General features: G+C 67.9%; 15 protein-coding genes and 1 pseudogene. 8 read left to right on the top strand and 8 right to left on the bottom strand.

Annotated features, from left to right (window positions below; all coding sequences use genetic code 11):
- Positions 1–314 precede the first annotated feature (314 nt).
- From ND747_RS01335 to ND747_RS01320, 4 genes are all read right to left on the bottom strand, one after another.
- On the bottom strand, positions 315–1,316 hold the full coding sequence (locus ND747_RS01335; protein ID WP_251731063.1) for an ATP/GTP-binding protein: 1,002 nt from the start codon (positions 1,314–1,316) through the stop codon (positions 315–317).
- Between the two features lie 29 nt (positions 1,317–1,345).
- Positions 1,346–1,963, bottom strand: a complete 618-nt coding sequence (locus ND747_RS01330) for a hypothetical protein (protein ID WP_251731062.1) — start codon at positions 1,961–1,963, stop codon at positions 1,346–1,348.
- 307 nt (positions 1,964–2,270) lie between these two features.
- The gene (locus ND747_RS01325; protein ID WP_251731061.1) at positions 2,271–3,578 is read right to left on the bottom strand and encodes a hypothetical protein; all 1,308 of its coding nucleotides are present in this window, start codon (positions 3,576–3,578) and stop codon (positions 2,271–2,273) included.
- Positions 3,571–3,795: a hypothetical protein gene (locus ND747_RS01320; protein WP_251731060.1), complete on the bottom strand. Its 225-nt coding sequence runs from the start codon at positions 3,793–3,795 to the stop codon at positions 3,571–3,573. Before ND747_RS01320 ends, ND747_RS01325 begins: the two co-directional genes overlap by 8 nt.
- 201 nt (positions 3,796–3,996) lie before the next feature.
- On the opposite strand from ND747_RS01320, the pseudogene ND747_RS01315 reads away from it, so the two are divergent.
- The 3 genes and pseudogenes from ND747_RS01315 to ND747_RS01305 all read left to right on the top strand — a co-directional run.
- A pseudogene (locus tag ND747_RS01315) lies at positions 3,997–4,416 on the top strand (epoxide hydrolase); the annotation flags it as partial.
- A 122-nt stretch (positions 4,417–4,538) separates the two neighbouring features.
- Complete coding sequence (locus ND747_RS01310; RefSeq protein ID WP_251731057.1) at positions 4,539–4,886, top strand: epoxide hydrolase N-terminal domain-containing protein; 348 nt, start codon at positions 4,539–4,541, stop codon at positions 4,884–4,886.
- Between the two features lie 2 nt (positions 4,887–4,888).
- Complete coding sequence (locus ND747_RS01305) at positions 4,889–5,668, top strand: MBL fold metallo-hydrolase (protein WP_251731056.1); 780 nt, start codon at positions 4,889–4,891, stop codon at positions 5,666–5,668.
- A 71-nt stretch (positions 5,669–5,739) separates the two neighbouring features.
- Here the strand turns inward: ND747_RS01305 and ND747_RS01300 are convergent, their stop codons facing one another.
- From ND747_RS01300 to ND747_RS01290, 3 genes are all read right to left on the bottom strand, one after another.
- On the bottom strand, positions 5,740–6,741 hold the full coding sequence (locus ND747_RS01300; RefSeq protein ID WP_251731055.1) for a DMT family transporter: 1,002 nt from the start codon (positions 6,739–6,741) through the stop codon (positions 5,740–5,742).
- Between the two features lie 104 nt (positions 6,742–6,845).
- Entirely contained in the window at positions 6,846–8,408 is a 1,563-nt protein-coding gene (locus tag ND747_RS01295) for a class I adenylate-forming enzyme family protein (protein WP_251731054.1), read from the bottom strand.
- Between the two features lie 444 nt (positions 8,409–8,852).
- Positions 8,853–10,334 carry a hypothetical protein gene (locus ND747_RS01290; protein WP_285899786.1) on the bottom strand — a complete coding sequence of 494 codons (1,482 nt, stop codon included), beginning with the start codon at positions 10,332–10,334 and terminating at the stop codon, positions 8,853–8,855.
- Positions 10,335–10,661: 327 nt separating this feature from the next.
- Between ND747_RS01290 and ND747_RS01285 the strand changes: the two genes are divergently transcribed.
- From ND747_RS01285 to ND747_RS01270, 4 genes are all read left to right on the top strand, one after another.
- Positions 10,662–11,132, top strand: a complete 471-nt coding sequence (locus ND747_RS01285) for a helix-turn-helix domain-containing protein (protein WP_251731052.1) — start codon at positions 10,662–10,664, stop codon at positions 11,130–11,132.
- 89 nt (positions 11,133–11,221) lie between these two features.
- Complete coding sequence (locus tag ND747_RS01280) at positions 11,222–11,638, top strand: hypothetical protein (RefSeq protein ID WP_251731051.1); 417 nt, start codon at positions 11,222–11,224, stop codon at positions 11,636–11,638.
- A gap of 6 nt (positions 11,639–11,644) precedes the next feature.
- Positions 11,645–12,838, top strand: a complete 1,194-nt coding sequence (locus tag ND747_RS01275; protein WP_251731050.1) for an MAB_1171c family putative transporter — start codon at positions 11,645–11,647, stop codon at positions 12,836–12,838.
- 23 nt (positions 12,839–12,861) lie between these two features.
- Complete coding sequence (locus ND747_RS01270; RefSeq protein WP_251731048.1) at positions 12,862–14,286, top strand: amidase; 1,425 nt, start codon at positions 12,862–12,864, stop codon at positions 14,284–14,286.
- Between the two features lie 60 nt (positions 14,287–14,346).
- Here ND747_RS01270 and ND747_RS01265 read toward each other — a convergent pair whose 3' ends face one another.
- On the bottom strand, positions 14,347–14,532 hold the full coding sequence (locus ND747_RS01265) for a hypothetical protein (protein WP_374216116.1): 186 nt from the start codon (positions 14,530–14,532) through the stop codon (positions 14,347–14,349).
- Between the two features lie 98 nt (positions 14,533–14,630).
- Here ND747_RS01265 and ND747_RS01260 point away from each other — a divergent pair.
- On the top strand, positions 14,631–16,503 hold a 1,873-nt coding region (locus tag ND747_RS01260; RefSeq protein ID WP_251731047.1), incomplete at its 3' end, for a TIR domain-containing protein.

The raw sequence follows: 16,503 nt of genomic DNA, 5'->3' as shown, positions 1-16,503 counted from the left end.
AACTTGTGCAGGCCAATGTCAAGAAACTGGTCGACAATAATGGGAAATAAAGAAACCGGAATCACGGGACACTAGACAGGTAGGCGGATGGGCGGTCCGGTAGGTAAACGGACGGGTAGCCCGTAAAAGAACAGACGTTTTGATCATTTCTCCACAAAACAGGCAATGATATGTGATGCAGATCACTCAAGGCCCAGGGTGTCGGTAGTAGCCCAATCCTTCCCTCGGACGAGGTTGCAGCGCGGAAAGGCGGGGGGTCGTACCCCTGGGTGGGGCGGGACGACCGAGGGAACTATGCGTGGGTGGTCTTGCGCTCAGCCCCCGCCGGTGCTCAGCGCGGGGATGGAGATGACGGTGACCTGGGTGGTGGAGACGGTGGTGAGGCCGTTGAACGCGCCGGTCTGGCCGGCACCGGTCCAGGTGACCTTCCAGGTGACGGTGGCGGTCACGGGGAACACGCCACCGGGCTGGTCCTCGGAGACAGTCTGGTAGGTGTGGCCGCAGTCCGGTGAGGACGCTTTCGGGTCGATGTCGGGCCGGTAGGGGGTACCGGGGCCGGTGCAGCGGACCTGGGCCCCGTCGCCCATCGCCCAGACGACCTCGGCGGGGGTGGCGACGGCGGTCACCGACACGCCGCCGGCGGCGGCTGTGGCGGAGACGGGATGCCAGCCTGCGGGGTCGACCCACATCCAGGTGGGGAGGCGGATGAGCTGCCGGCCGGTCGGGCTGAGTGCGATCGTCGGGCCTTGGAGGCGGAGCTGGTTGCGGGCCTGTTCGGCGAGGGCCGCCGGGTCGGGGGCGGCAGCCGCCGGGCCGGCCTGTCCGTCCGGTATCCAGACCGGGGGCCGGTAGAGCGCGTCGCGCCACCCGTCGTTCTGGCACTGGTAGACGTACCAGGCCCCGGCCTGCCCGTCCGGGCCGGTCGCGGCAGGCAGTACGCGCAGCGACCCCGGCCGGTGAACCGCGGCGACGACGTGCGGTCCGCCGTCGCGCGGGACGGAGCGGAACGCAACGGGCCGGACCGGGTCGCCTGCGGGCTGGAAGTCGCTGCGGGTGTAGGAGCATGTTGCGAGTTCCGACGGGTCGAGCGACCCATCACCCGGCGGGCGCACCGTCCCGCCGCTGGCGGCGCTGCCCTGCGACGCACCGCCACGCGGCATGGGACGAGATCCATCGTCGTGAGGGATCTGGGGGCTGCCGTTCTGGCCGGCGGCGAGTTCACATCCGGGATGCGGATTCTGATCGCAGGCGGTGAAGGCGTACGGGTCACGGGCGAGCGCTGGGGAGGCGACCGCGGTGGCCAGGAGGACCGACATCGCGGTCACTGTCGCCGCCCGCCGGGACCTCAGCATGATCCGAGTGCCTCGACGGCGAAGCGGGTGACCTTCCACGAGCCGTCCTGGTGCAGGCGAACTTCGGAGGTTACCGCCCGCCGGCCGCCGGGCTCGTCATCCACCAGCGTCCCGTTGGTGCGGTACTGGAGCCAGTTCGTGCTGTCGGCGCAGTCGAACACCATCACCGTTGTCGGCGCCTCCGGTGGGCTGACGGAGGTGACCTTCGGATGCAGCACGGGCGCTCCGCGCGACACCAGTCCGTTGTAGTGGTCGGCGTACAGGCTGCCGGAGGCGACCTGCAACGCCAACCCGGAGGCGTAGCGGGCCAGGTCGGGTGACTTCCAGTTCGAGGTGTGGCTGGCCTTCGCCATCGCCTGCCACAACCCGACGTACGCGGCCACCGCCCGCTGCCCAGCGATCTCGGCCGGCGACGTTGGTGACGGGGACGGGGACGGTGACACCGCGACGTTCGGCGCCGCTGACGGGCCGGTTGATGTCGTAACCGGTTCTGGCGCGGAGCTGTGATCCGAGCTGCACGCCCCTACCACCACGGCGACGGCCAGCAGCGCGCCAGCCGTCGCCCAGCGCACCGGCCTGCGGCCTGTGTGGAGTTCCGAACGAGGAGCCACCGCATCCACCTCGCAACGTCCGGCGGCGGTCCGTCACCCCAGCGCTGCGGACCGTCATCTCCCATGCCTACCTCGCCAGAAGGCCAGCGGGCCGTTCCAACTCGGAAGTCAGAACGGCAACCCAGCGCAAAATGACCCGTTATAGCCACATCGCTTCTAGTCCATCCAGGTGGTCGCATGTGACATAACTGGACCATTCACCGCTGGGAAACGGGGGAATGCTGGGCACCGTGCACCCGCCCAGCGACACCACAGAACCGAACGAGGCAGCCTTCTGGGCCCCCGTTTCACCGTCGACCGGCGGCGCTTACCCGTCGTCCCGGCCGAGCCGAAGGGCCTCACCCAGATCAGCTGCGGTGGGGCTTCCCGGCCAGCGTGCGGCCAGGTCGGCGTGCAACCGCCGCAGCCGTGGCAGAAGCCGGACGGACCCCGTCGCGGCGATGATCGTCGCCGCCTCGATACCGGCTGTGCCGGCGAGGTCGGGGCTGTCGGCCTGAAGGTAGGCGGCGGCCAAGTTGCAGAGGAACTCCGCCGCCCAGCCGGAGGTGCGGGCGTCGCCGAGTCCGGCGAGTCCGCGGGTGAGGCAGACGATCGCCTCCTCGTTGTAGGCCGGGTCGTCGCGGCCGAGGTAGCGGCAGACCCAGCCGCGTTCCAACGCATAGAACTCCGGCGTGTAGTAGTAGATCCACGCCGGGGCCGCCTCGCCGTCCGCCGCTGCGGCGGCAACGAGATCGGCGCCCCGAGCCAGCGCCTCGACCGCCGGCCGGCGGCGGCCCGCGAGCGCGTGGGCGCGGGCTTCCTGGTGGGCGTCGTAGGCCAGCTGGCCCACCCACATCCGCTCGTCCCGCGACGCCGCCCGCGACAGGCCCACCGCGGCGTCGAGCTGGCCGAGGTGGAACGCCAGATGACCCTTGAAGCTGACCGTGGTCGCGTGCAGGGTGGTCGCGTCCACCTCGAACGCCCACTCCGCGGCCCGGTCCAGCCAGCCACGGGCCGCCGTCCACCGGCCGGTGGAGATGTGCAGCCAGCCGGCGAACTCGGCCCACTGCGCCCCGATCTCCACCAGCGGTCCCCGCACCCGCCCCGACGCCTCGCCGATCAGCCGCTCCACCTCACCCAACTGCGCCACCACCGGGACCAGCAGCCGAGCCGAACCGATCAGGTCCTCGGTCGCCCGCTGCTCGGCCAGGATCGCCGCCAACGACGCCACCACCCGACCATCCACCCGGCTCGGCCGCGACACCGCACCGCGCAGCCGCTCCTCCTCGTCACCGTCGAGAAACCCAGTCTCCCCGGCGCAGGCCATGGGCTGTCGCGCGCCGCCGTCGTCCTGTCCGCAGCGGAACAGGTCATAGGCTATCGGGCCGACCCGACCCGCCCCACGCTGCCCCGACAGACCCCGCACGCCCGCATTCCCGTGGGGCGGACGGAGGGAATCCGCGATGTCCCGCCGCGTGAGGTCGAGCAGCAGCCGGTCGTGCCGGCTGAGCCGCTCCCGATCCTCAAGATCCACAAGTCGATGAACATCGGTGCCGTACACCTCGGCGAGCAGCGCGAGGACCTGCGGAGTCGGCCGGCGTCGATCCGGAAACGGCCAGTTCTCTACCTCACTCAACCGCGGGGGGGCTCATCACCGGCATGCCATCCGGATCAACACCGGTGCGGGTCGCATGGGCATTGATCCGGTTGGTGGCCTCCTGCAATGTCCACCCGAACGCATGACGGAACGCTGCCCGAGGACGCAGTCGATAACGGCGGGCGAACTCGACCGCGGCTTCCTCGTGCGTCATCCCGACCGCACGCATTCGCGCACGCAACTCGTTCTGCTCCACCCGCAGACTCACCCGCGCCACGCACGCCCCCATCCCATGCCCGGTCCCGAGCCGGACAGCCGAACCGCTCCGGCACGGAGGTCTACCGTAACGGGGCCCATAGCCGCCGTGGGCCGGCCTAGGGGGAGGAGCTCACCGCACGCGAGCAGACCGCGCTCGACCGGCTTACCGAGCACACCACCTGGGGGATGGGCTACTCGGCAGTCCACCCGCCCGCAGACCCTCGGCTACGGCCTGGCCGACTCACCGGCCGGGCAGTGCGCGTGGATCCTGGAGAAGTTCCACGCCTGGACCGACTGCGACGGCCATCCGGAGAAGGCGCTCTCCCGTGACCAGATCCTCGACGATGTCTCGCTCTACTGGTTCACCGGGACGGCGACGTCCTCGTCCCGGCTCTACTGGGAGAGCCTGCGCACGGTCGACTTCGACCCGGTGGCGGTGCCGTCCGGGATCTCGGTGTTCCCCGCCGAGATCTTCCAGACCTCCCGGCGGTGGGCCGAGCGCCGCTTCACCGACCTGCGCTGGTTCGGCGAGCCGCCGCGCGGCGGCCACTTCGCCGCCTTCGAGCAGCCGGCCCTGTTCGTCGAGGAGGTCCGCGGCTTCTTCCGCCTGGTGCGCTGACCGGCGGCAACGCCGCGCAGATCGCCGGGAGCCGATCGAGAGCGTGTGGGCCGCCCGGCCGGGCCCGGGCCGAGCCGGAGGGTCGGTGTCGCCGGGCTGTTTCTGACGGTAGCGTTGTGGCCATGAGTGATGTGATCGTCGCGGTCCATCCCGAATACGCCGCCGAGCCCATCGCGGACCTGCGCGAGCGCCTGCGCCGATCCCGCTGGGCCGATCGCGAGGTGGTCGACGACCGGACGCAGGGCATTCCACTGGCCCACCTGCGGGAGCTGCGCGAGTACTGGACGGACGGCCACGCGTGGACCGGCCGCGACGCCCACTGGGAGAAGGCGCTGTCCCGCGGCCAGATCCTCGCCATCTTCGAGCAGCCGGCCCTGGTCGTCGACGAGGTCCGCGGCTTCCACTGTTCCGTCCGGTCGGCCGGGGCCCGACAGAACCAGGCCTCGCGCCGGCCCTCACGTCAGGAGTGATCATGATGTCGCGAGCGAACCTTGAGCTGTGCCTGATCGGTGGCCCCACCGTTGTCCTCCAGATCGGCGGACTGCGGCTGGTGACGGATCCGACGTTCGACGAACCTGGCGAGTATCCGGTCGGCAGCAGGAAACTGGTGAAACTGACCGGGCCCGCGCTACCTCCGGGTGACCTCGATCCGGCCGACGCGATTCTGCTGTCCCACGATCAGCATCCCGACAATCTGGACGTCGCCGGGGCCGCGTACCTGGCGGCCGCCCCGGTCACCCTGACGACCGGGGCGGCCGCCGAACGGCTGGGACCCCCCGCCCGCCGCCTCGATCCCTGGCAGCAGGTCGAACTCGTGGCCCCGGGGGGCAGGTCGATCCTGGTGACCGGCCTGCCCGCCCAGCACGGCCCGGATGGCACCGAGCACCTGACCGGTCCGGTTGTCGGCTTCCTGCTGTCCGGCTCCGAGCTGCCCACCGTCTACATCAGCGGTGACAACGCATCGCTTCCCGTGGTCCATGAGATTGCGGACCGCGTGGGCTCGGTCGATGTCGCCATCGTCCATGCCGGTGCCGCCCGCACACCACTTGTCGGCGACGCAACTCTGACAGTCTCAAGTGCGGAGGCGGTGGAGGTCGGGCGTGTACTTGGCGCAACCACGGTGATACCTGTGCACTTCGAGGGCTGGACGCACTTTTCCGAGGGTGCCGTCGAACTGGAGCGAGCCTTTGCCGCGGCGGGAGAATCCGATCGGCTCGTGTTGCCCGGGCTTGGTGAGCGTATCACGGTGTGATTTTCGCGTTCCCGGCTCTCGCCACGCTTTTGCGGTGCTCGGCGGCAGCCATGGACGCGGCAGGTACGGCGTCAGTGGGAAGCCGCCCGGGAAACGGCAGTGACCCGCTCGGTCTGCGGCTCTGCCGGACCCGGGGGCGGTGTCGACGGCCCAGTCATGCGGTGCCGCAGGTAGACGTTGTTGAGAATCAGCGCGGTGGCGCTGATTCCCGCTCCCAGGTACTGCATAGCTGCGGGGGTGTCACCGGTGAAGGCGGAAATCATGTATGTCGTAATGGGAACGACGTCCATGAACAGCACGCCGTTGAGTGGCGTGAGAATCTTGTTGCCCACATTCCAGGCCAGAACTCCGACGACGGCCGCGACCAGACTCATGTAGGCGAGCTCGGGGAGCACGGTGGAAACCGCATGTCCGGACGGCATGGACGTGTATCCGGTCGCGAGAAGAACGGCCGTGATCCCGCAGGCGCTCGGCAGCCCGAGCCAGGTGGTGACGGTCGTGTAGCGAACCGGCGACCAGTGTGGAAAATAGGAGGCCCCGATGGTGTAGATCACCCAGCAAAGTGCGCCAAGAATGATCAGCCCGTCGGCGCCGAAGTCCTGCGGGTTTCTCACCAGGGTCGCGTAGTGTCCCTTCGTGATGACGAGCGTCACTCCGACGAAGGAGATGACGATGAAGACGATTGCGCCGACCGGAGGTACGGCCTTGCGTACCACCCAGTTGACCAGGAACCCCAGCATTGGCATTGTTGCCATCATGATCGAGGCGATAAGGGCACCTTCCGCGCCGAGCTTCTGCTGACCCAGGAACACGAGAAACTGGAATCCGGCGAAACCGGCCGTACCGAAAAACCACGCCAGCCACACGCGTTCGCCCTGCAGCCGAAATGCGGCGATACCCTCCCGTGCCAGCAGCAGTACGAGAAACACGACTCCTGCGATTGCGTACCGCATGCAGGTGAAGGTGAACGGGTCGATGTGCTTCAGTGCGCTGTCCATAACAGGGAACATGGCGCCCCACGCCACGGTGGCAACAATGCACAGTGTGACGCCGTTCAGATATTTTGACGACACGTGCGGTCTCCAGATTGGTATGCGAACTACTGGCTTGTGAGATTCCTGGTCGACCGCGTCTGGCGGGGATTTCGCCGGAGCCAGGTAGGCGGTCTGAAAGCCCGTCACCTGCGCATTGACACCGCAGGTGACGGGTGTCCGACCAGGCTCAGGAGAGTCCGAGCCCGCACTTTCCCGGTGGGGCTGTAGGGGATTCGGTCAACGCTGTATGCGTGGACCGGAACATGGTCCACCCGGCTGACGACCTCCGCCGCGACCTGGGCACTGGTCGGATTCGAGCCCGGAGAACGGACGAAGGCGACCACAATGTTCGGGCCGGCTTCGCTCGAGTCGACACAGATCGCCACATCGTCGAGGTGAAGCAGATCCCGCAGATCCCCCTCCAGCCCCACGACGTCGATTTCCGCGAGCTCTGGCGGGAGATCGCGTGACATGACATTCAGGCGGCCATCGGCGTCGAGCCAGCCGGTGTCCGGGGTCAGCCATGCGTCGATGCCGTCGACCCGCACGCGCGGCGGAGGAAGTTCCGCGTAGGTGTCAGCGATCATATAGCCACCGACTGCGATACGACCGTGCTGCCGCGGCTGTAGCGGCCGGTCGTCCCGGTCCAGGACGAGAATCTCGTTTCCCGGGAACGGTGCTCCGACGCTGCCTGGTTCGGCACGTAGCTCTCCGGCCACGGTCAGTGTGTTCAGGCCGGTCTCGGTGGTGCCGTAGTAGACGTGCAGGACATCGCCAAGGGCGGCAGTGGTTCGCCGAACGAGCGACGGGCTGGTATGACGACCGCCTGTCACGACAAAGCGAAGCGTCAGATCGGGTCCTGCCACGCTGTCCGCCACCTGCCGCACCACGGAGTCCAGGACGGGTGGAACCATGAGGGTTCCGGTCACCCGCTGGCGCACAAGTGCGTCAACTATGCGAGGCGCGTCGTCGTGCGGAGCGAGGACGACGCGCCCGCCGAGCGTCATGAAGATTCTCGCCCAGCCCGCGCCCGATGCGTGGTACAGCGGGACGGTGTTCAGGTACACATCAGCATCGGTCAGCCCGAAGAACTTGATGACGTCGCGTTGACGCCGCGCATCAAATGGCTGCGAGCGGAGTACGAGCTTTGGAGCGCTCGTCGTCCCCGAGGTGAACCCCAGGCCCTCGAAGGGAAGCGCCGGCCAGATGCTCGGATCGGGCTTGACGGCGGCCAGTTCGTCCCAGGGCCAGGACAGATCGTCCCGAGGGTCATCGCCGTCGAGCGCTGGGAGCGTGACGACGGTCGCCGAATGCCTGAGTGTGGCACCAGGGCCATCGATACGCAGGGCCTTCGTCAGGAGTGCATGCCGGGACGGCGACACGAAGATGACCGTGGGCTGCAGCTGGCGCAGGCATGCGGCCACATGGGCTGGCGGTAGTGAGTCGTCGATACCGACCATGGACAGGCCAAGGGTCGCCGTGGCCGCCTGGAGCACCGCGATCTCCCACCGGTTCTCGCTCAGGAAAGTGGCCCGGAGCGGTCCAGGGAATCTGGTCGGAATTGGCAACAGCTGTGCCAGCCCGGTTGCCAGCCGCTCGGTGAGATCTTTCAGTTCGGCCCAGCTCACGGTCCGGTCTCCGCTGATGACCGCCGGTTCTCCCGGCCGCGCCAGCGCGTGCTCTGCAATCACGGAATGTTTGATCATTTCATGTCCTCCGCGTCGGTGATGGCCCTTGGGGTCGGCCGGAAGAAGCGGGCTCCTGGCATCGACGCCACCCTTTCCTGAGCCACATCTCGAGAAGACGGATATGGCGGTGGCGGGTACGGCGTTGGCTGGGAAGGGGACGGCGGGCGCGCCACCGTGTCGAAGCCACGGGTGTCCTGGCCTGCGCCGGGGGCCGTATGGGCCTGTCCGGCGCAGGCATGGGTGGCCTCGCGGGAGGCTTGCCGATGGAGCGGTGCACCGGGAGGTCGGTCAGTGTGACGGAGCATCTCGCCACCGGAGACGGGGCGAGCCCGGGGCATCGGGCGGATATCCCTGGAGGGCGGGGATCCGGGGGCGATCGCCGGTTCGCCGATGCCGGCACCCGGCAGCGGGCGGGCGCTGGCGGTTGGCGGGATCACCAATACCGGGACCGGGCCGACCGGGTCACGCCTGGAAAAGCTCGGCGTTGTTCTTGTGGATCTCGGTAAGGCGGCGCTCCTCCTCACTCCCCGCCTTCTGCCCGGGCACGCGGAGGGGTATCCCCGGTGGGTAGGCCACCAGAAATCCAGTGTCGGTTCCCGCGGATGGTGGGCCGACCACGCCCGAGGTGCTGATCTCCAGCAACGCGGCGAGGAACCGCTGGAATATCTCCTCGGTCACGCCGATGTGCAGATTGATGAGGATGGCGTGATCGACCACCCGGGCGACGTAGAGCCCGTAGTCGCGGGCCAGGCGCAGGCGTAACTCGCAGGCGTCGCTGATACTCGGATCTACTGTCAGCAGGACCTTTGTCCGGTCCGGCACGATCCACGGGTCGTCGTGGCCGGGCGATTCCTCCACGGAGAATCCACTGTACTCGGGATGCTCGTTGACGAGGAGACCGAGCCGCTGCGCGCAGGCCAATGAGCGGTCGAGGAGGTCGGCACCTTCCAGCTCGGCCTGAGCCCGGGCCAGATCGAGGCTGGCCAGTATCGGAAGGCTTGGGCTCGTGGTGTGGTTGCGGTAGAGCGACATGGACACGCGTTGGACGAGTTCGTCGTCCCCGCTGACATGCAGGTATGACCCCTGGCGTATTGCGCTCATCGACTTATGTGCGGAATGGGTGACGATCAGGCGAATAGTTTTGGTCGGGTTCTCTGCGAGGACGTGACGGGCGGCGGCCAGTGCGGTGTTCTCGCAGAGCCCCGGATGAAACGCGTTGATTGCGGACCAGGCCTCGTCGACGATCAGGTTGAGGCTTTCCGAGTGCTGGAGAAGCTCGGTAAGAAGCGTGCGCATGTCAAGCATCGCCCCGTCGTAGTTCGCGCCGGACAGCACGACGAGGTCGAAGTGGTCGCCGCTGGCCGCGGCCTCTCGGTACCGGTGGACAAGGTCGTTCACATCCGCCCAGGTCCGGCCGTGCCGGTCGCAGCAGAACCGCTGGTTGCAGTAGCTGATATCGAGTGGGGCCCGGTCAAGACAAAAATGAGCGGACTGGTGAGATGTCCGGTCGGCGAGCACTCGAGGGGCGGCCTTCCCAGTGGCGGTCAGGAAGTCCGCCATCGCATCGATGGCCACCCGGTTTGCCAGGGTGGTACCCCCGGTGATGAAGAACGTAGAGTCGGCGCCGAAGGCCTCGGCGGCGATTCGTTGGGCCCGTGCCAGTGAGGACTTCGGGCGGAAGAAGGAGTCCAGGACGGCACCAGACATGGACCCGTCGGCAGCCAGATAGGCGTCGCCAAAGATATCTCGGTACTTGCTCCGCAGCTCCGAATCCTCAATCGATCTACCACCTGAAACGGGCAGTGCATGCAGTGACGACATGCCGAGCGACGTGACCCGAAGCAGTGCGTCGGCGAAGGGCGTCTGAGTGTTCGGAGCCCTCGTCGAAGTGACGGGAGGTGACAGGGCGGCGGATGTCCGCCTCTTTGCTCTCACGTGGGCCATCCCATGGCTGGTTGGACGGGTCTGCTGCGTGCGGGCAGGCGCATCATGTGGCCAATTGACTCCTTGGTTCGGCTCGGCTGGTCGGCATGCATCGCGGGTGGAGCGGCTCGCCGGACGGGGTTACCCGGACCTCCCTGTATTCCGTGCACGTGGACGTCGCGGTACGAGGCGTGGCCGTACGGGGCACGGCAGTGAGGAAACGGGCAGGCCCGCGGGGTTGATGCCCGCTGCCGGCCCCGGCCGTGGTTGACTGAGATCCTGATCCGAGGAGCGGTCGGCACCCGTGATTAACTTCAGCTAACGTCGTTGAGGTGAATCTTTCATGCGGTGGATCGAGGCGTCAAGCGTGAGGAGAAAATTTTGCGCCCAGGCGAGTTCGGAGAGCGTCTGAACAGGCTCTTCGCGATGGTGCACCCGCCAGGCCGAGGGCCATACACCAACCAGGAGGTCGCCCGACTCCTGCGTGAGCGCGGTGGTCCGGGGCTGTCCCATGTCTACCTGTGGCAGCTGCGCACGGGACAGCGGGACAACCCCACCAGGCGGCATCTGCAGGTGCTGGCAGACTTCTTCGGTGTCCCCGTGGCCTATTTTTTTGACGCTGAGACAGCGGCGAAGGTCGGCACCGAGCTGGAGTTGATCCGCGAGCTGCGCGAACGGGGTGTGCAGCGGGTCGCCTTCCGGATGGTCGGGCTTTCGCCGCAGGGGATCGAAGAAATCCTCGCCGTGATCGATCGCGTTTGTGAGCAGGAAGGGTTGACTGCCGAGCCAGCGGGTGAGAGCGTGGACGGAGAGACATGAGAAGCTGGCGGAGAGTTCGGCGCGAGAGCCGCCGACTGATCCGGGGACTCGGTCTGCCGCAGGTAGGCAGCGTCCGGGAGCTGTTGCCGGTGATCGAGCAGTACTCGGGCCGCGTGATTCGTCTTGCGCCTGCTCCGAGGGGGGTTGGGCAGGGGATGTGCGGGATGTGGATCCGCACGACGCAGGGCGTTGACTACATTTTTGTTCGTGAGGACACCAGTCGGGCCCATCAAGATCACATAATCGCGCATGAGCTAGGGCATATCCTGCGCGACCACCGAGGTGGACTCTCGTTCTCGGCGGTCAATCCGGTGACGACTCGACTGGCGCCCACCCTAGACCCGGAGATCGTAAGAATGATGTTGGGGCGCAGTAGTTACGAGGACAGCGACGAACGGGAGGCCGAGCTGATCGGCACCTACCTCCAGCGTCGAATTCATCACACCGCTGGCCGGCGTGTCTGGAATCACGATCGTGTGACAGCGACGCTGCTACGTCAGATGTGAGAGGTCGTGCAACAGCTTCTTCACCCGATCTGTCTGGCCTTGGCTCTGATCGGATTCTTCGCGTTGATCTGGCCACCCAGGATGTTGCGTGAGGATCGGGCGCTGGCCGCGCTGGCGGGCGCGTACGCTCTGTCCGCCGTGTCCTTCGTCGTCTCGTTGGAAGGTGTGTGGAAGCTGCTCGACGCGGCGGTCGGCCGTCCCTCCACCGGTATTCTCGTCGCCTTCAGTTCTGTGGTGATGCTGCTGGCGCTCCATCAGATCGTGCTGAGCTACTGGTCCCTGTCGTCGCGCAGTGCGCGTCGGGTGGCGCGATGCTCCCTCGCGGCAGCTGCCGTGGTCGTGACGGTCCTGGCGGTCCTGTTCTTCCAACTCACCCCGGCGGAGCGTTCGACTCCTCAGGGTTTCACCGCCAATTATGATCATACTGGCGTCTACCAGGCCTTCCTTGCCACCTACATCATCGTCTACATCATCGGCGAGGCCGCCGTCGTGCTGGGTTGCTGGGTCGCCGCCCGCCGTACGGGGCAGGCCTGGGTCAGGCGCGGCCTGTACGCGGTCGGGACCGGTGCTGTCCTGACCTTCGGCTACAGCGGTGTGCGTCTCCTCGACGTCAGCTACGCCGTGCTCGGCCATGCTCCTCCGCTGCCGGCCGCCGAGGATTTCGCCTGGATCTGCGCCGACGGCGGTACCGCCCTGTCGCTGGCTGGGTTCCTGCTTCCCACCCTGGCCGTGTACGCGATCCCGCATCTGCGGACGTGGATGCGGGCGCAGCGGGACTACCGGGCCCTGGCGCCACTGTGGGAGGCGGTGCACCGTGCGGTGCCCACCATCGCCCTGGAACCGGTGCGGTCGCAGTCTGTGGCGCTGCTGAGGGTCTGGAACATCACCTGGCTGCTGTACCGGCGTGTCGTGGAGATCAGGGACGGCCAGTGGGCCGTGCATCGCTATCTGGAGGACTCCGTGCGCCACGCTGCCGAGCGGCGTCACCATGCCGCCGGCCTGTCGGGCAGTCAGCTGGTCTCCGCGGTCACCGCCGACCAGTTGGCGGCGGCTCTCGCCGCGCATGGTCGGGACGAGGCGCCGCGGATGCCCACCGAGTACGCCGACGCCGGCGACCGCGAGGTCACCCGGACGCCGAACGACGACGTCCGTGCGCTGGTTCGGATCGCCGCCCATTTCGACATGTCAGCCGCCAGTTAGGAAGTCGTGGCCACATGGATCTGATGTACCGATCGGCGCGGGAGCATCTGCTGGCGCTGGAAAGCAGGGAGATCTCCAGCTGGGAGATGACCAGCATCTATCTGACGGAGATCGAGCGCCGCGCGGACCGCAACGCAGTGGTGACCCTGGACGGCGACCGGGCGCTCGCTGCCGCCGCGCAGGCCGACAGGCAGCGGGCCGCCGGCAAGTCCGCCGGGATGCTGCTCGGGTTGCCGGTCACCATCAAGGACGCGCTGGAGACTGCTGGGCTGCGAACCACCTGCGGCTCGGCGGACCTGGCTGAGCACACTCCGGACGCGGACGCGGACGCGGTGGCAAGGTTGCGGGCCGCGGGCGCGATCGTCCTCGGCAAGACGAACACCGCCCCGATGTGCCAGGACATCCAGACCAGCAACACGCTGTTCGGAACCACCCTGAACCCACATGACCCGAGCCGGACGGCCGGTGGCTCCTCGGGTGGCTCGGCCTGCGCCGTCGCGGCGGGTCTGAGCCCGCTGGATGTCGGTAGCGACCTTGCCGGGTCGCTGCGGCTGCCCGCGCACTACTGCGGCGTCTTCGGCCTGCGCACGAGCCGTGGCATCGTGCCGGCCCGCGGGCATATTCCCCGTGCACCCGGATGGATCACCACTTCGGACATGCTGGCACTCGGTCCCATCGCCCGTTCGGCAGCCGACCTCGACCTCGCGTTGCTTGTCCTGGCGGGGCCGAGCGCGCAGGACGGTGCTGCATGGCGTCTCGAACTTCCCGGGCCGATCCACCGGGAGTTGTCCGCATACCGGGTCGGTGTCTGGGCGGACGACTCCTACCGCCCGGTGGACTCGGCGACCAGCGCGGTGCTGCACGAGGTGGTGCGCGTGCTGCGCGAGGCTGGTGCTGACCTTGATGAGACCACCCGGCCCGTCGGGATGGCCGAGTCCGACCGGCTCTTCCAGGCGCTGATGTTCGCCGGGTCCACCGCCAACACCGCTGCGGACGCGTTCGCGGCCGAGGTCGCCGCCGCCGAGCTGCTGGCACCGGCGGACAGCACGCCCGGTGCGGCATTCCAGCGGGCCCGGACGATGCGGCACCGGGACTGGCTGCTGGCCAACGAGGATCGTCAGCGTCTGCGAGCTCGGTGGGCGGCCTACTTCGCCGATGTCGATGTCCTGATCACGCCAGCGGCGCCCACCGCCGCAGTGCCTGACCAGAGCCAGCTGGCAGCACACGAACGGTTCATCACCGTGGACGGAACTCGCCGAGAATACTGGGAGCAGACCGGCTGGCTCACCCTTGCCAGCGTCGTGTGTCTTCCGGCGGTCACGGTTCCGGTCGGACGCACCGCCGACGGACTCCCGCTCGGTGTTCAGTTGATCGGCCCCCACCTCGCTGATCGCACGATCATTCACCTGGCCGGTCTCCTGGCGGCAGCCATGCCGGCGGTCGGCTGAGGGGTGCCGGGCGCGGGTCTGCCGCCCATCGCCCATCCGAGGCGGTGGGCGAGCAGGGCGTCACCCGCACTCGGTGCCGGTGACGCCCTGCTCGTCGGTGCGGACCTCGGACCAGTCGAGGCCCTCGAGGTTGACGACGATCGCCTCCTGGGTGGTGCGGGCGATCACGACCACGGCCTCGACGGACGGGTCGGGGTTCTCCTCGCGGTGTGGGACGTAGGGCGGTACCACCCCCGGGTTGCACACCAGGGCCTCTTCCGCATCTCTGGGTTGTTTCTGCTGGTAGGTGGGTTGCGGGTGTGTGCGGGTTCGGGTGGTGGGGGGTGGTGTGGGATGCTGGCCGTATGGCCGGTGGGGGCGGCGGTGTGCAGCGGTTCTTCGTGTCGTACACGGGTGTGGACCGTGAGTGGGCCGAGTGGATCGCGTGGATGTTGGAAGACGCCGGGCATGAGGCGCTGATCCAGGCATGGGACTTCGGGCCCGGTTCGCATTTCGTTGGTGAGATGCAGCGGGCGTTGTCGGGTGATCGGCGGACGGTGGCGGTGTTGTCGGCTGCCTATCTGACGTCGGTGTTCGCGTCGGAGGAGTGGCAGGCCGCGTGGGCTGCCGATCCGGCTGGTATGCAGCGTCTGCTGCTGGTGGTGCGGGTGGAGGACTGCGACCGGCCGGGGTTGCTGCGTCAGCTTGTGTCGGTGGACCTGTTCGACATCGACCGGGCGGAGGCGCAGCGCCGGTTGTTGAAGGCGATCGAGACGCGCCGTGGGAAACCCGATGCGGAGCCTGCTTTCCCAGCGATATCCGGTCAGAGCATGGCCACCCCGTCTTCGCCGTCTGCAGGCCGTGTGCTGCCGGTTGCGGTGGTGCGGTCGGCGTATGTGGAGCAGGTGCGTCAGATCGCTCCACCCCGGCTGGTCGGCCGGAAAGCGGAACTGGCCCGGTTGGCCGCGTTCTGTACCGCCCCCGACGGGGAGTCGGCCAGTTCGTATGTGTGGTGGCGGGCAGCGGCGTGGACGGGGAAGTCCGCGTTGCTGTCCGGTTTTGTTCTTGCTCCCCCGTCAGGGGTGCGGGTCGTGTCGTTCTTCATCACGGCGCGTTTTGCGGGGAACAGCGACCGGGCGGCGTTCGTCGAGATCATTACCGAACAGCTCGGTGACCTCCTCGATGAGACGGTGCCTCCGTTCCAGGATCAGGGCCGTCGGGAACGGTTGTGGTTCCGCTGGTTCGCCGATGCCGCCGCGCTTTGCAAGGCCCGCGGGGAACGGCTGGTGCTGGTCGTGGACGGTCTGGATGAGGACCGGGGAGTGACCGGACCCGGGGCGCACAGCATCGCGGGGTTGCTTCCCGCGAGTCCGCCGGACGGGGCGCGGGTGGTGGTCGCAGGCCGCCCCAACCCGCCGATCCCCGCCGACGTGCCTCCCGGCCACCCGCTACGCAATCCGACGATCGTCGAGACATTGCGCAGGTCAGAGCACGCGGAGACGATCAAAGCGGACATGCAGGCCGATCTGGACCGGCTGTTGACCGGTAGCACGCTGGGACGGGAGCTGTTGGGCCTGGTGACCGCTGCTGGCGGTGGTCTGTCCGGCCGTGACCTCGAAGAGCTCTCGACCGATCCTGACGCCACCGAATGGCACATCGAGCACCTGCTGTCGACGGTTACCGGCCGTAGTTTCGCCTGGCGCACCCTGCACTGGAACCCGACCGATGGACCGCGGGTGTATCTGCTCGGCCATGAGGAACTTCAACAGGAATCGGTCCGCGCCTACGGGTCCAGGAAACTCGCCGTCTATCGGGACCGGCTCCATGCCTGGGCCCAGGGCTACCGGCAACGGCGCTGGCCGACGGGCACCCCGGAGTATCTGCTGCGCGGCTACTACCGGCTGCTGCTGGCGACCGGTGAGCTGGCCCGAGCGGTCGGCTGTGCCACCGACCTGGCACGCCACGACCGGATGCTGGAGCTGACCGGCGGCGACACCGCGGCGCTGGCTGAAATCACCGACGCCCAGAACACCGTCCTCGCCACACCCTTCCCTGACCTGACCCTCATGGCCCGACTGGCCGTACACCGCCAGTGCGTCGCCGACCGCAACAGCAATATCCCCATCGATTTACCTGCGGTCTGGGTCACGCTCGGACAGTCGACCCGCGCCGAACAACTCGCCCGCGCCCTCACCGACCCGTACTCGCAGGCCGAGGCGCTGGCCGGCGTGGCGGGGG

It is taken from the genome of Frankia sp. R82 (assembly GCF_023716925.1).
GTDB lineage: Bacteria > Actinomycetota > Actinomycetes > Frankiales > Frankiaceae > Frankia.
Note: the sequence above shows the minus strand (reverse complement) of the source record. Positions and strands in the feature narration are given on the sequence as shown.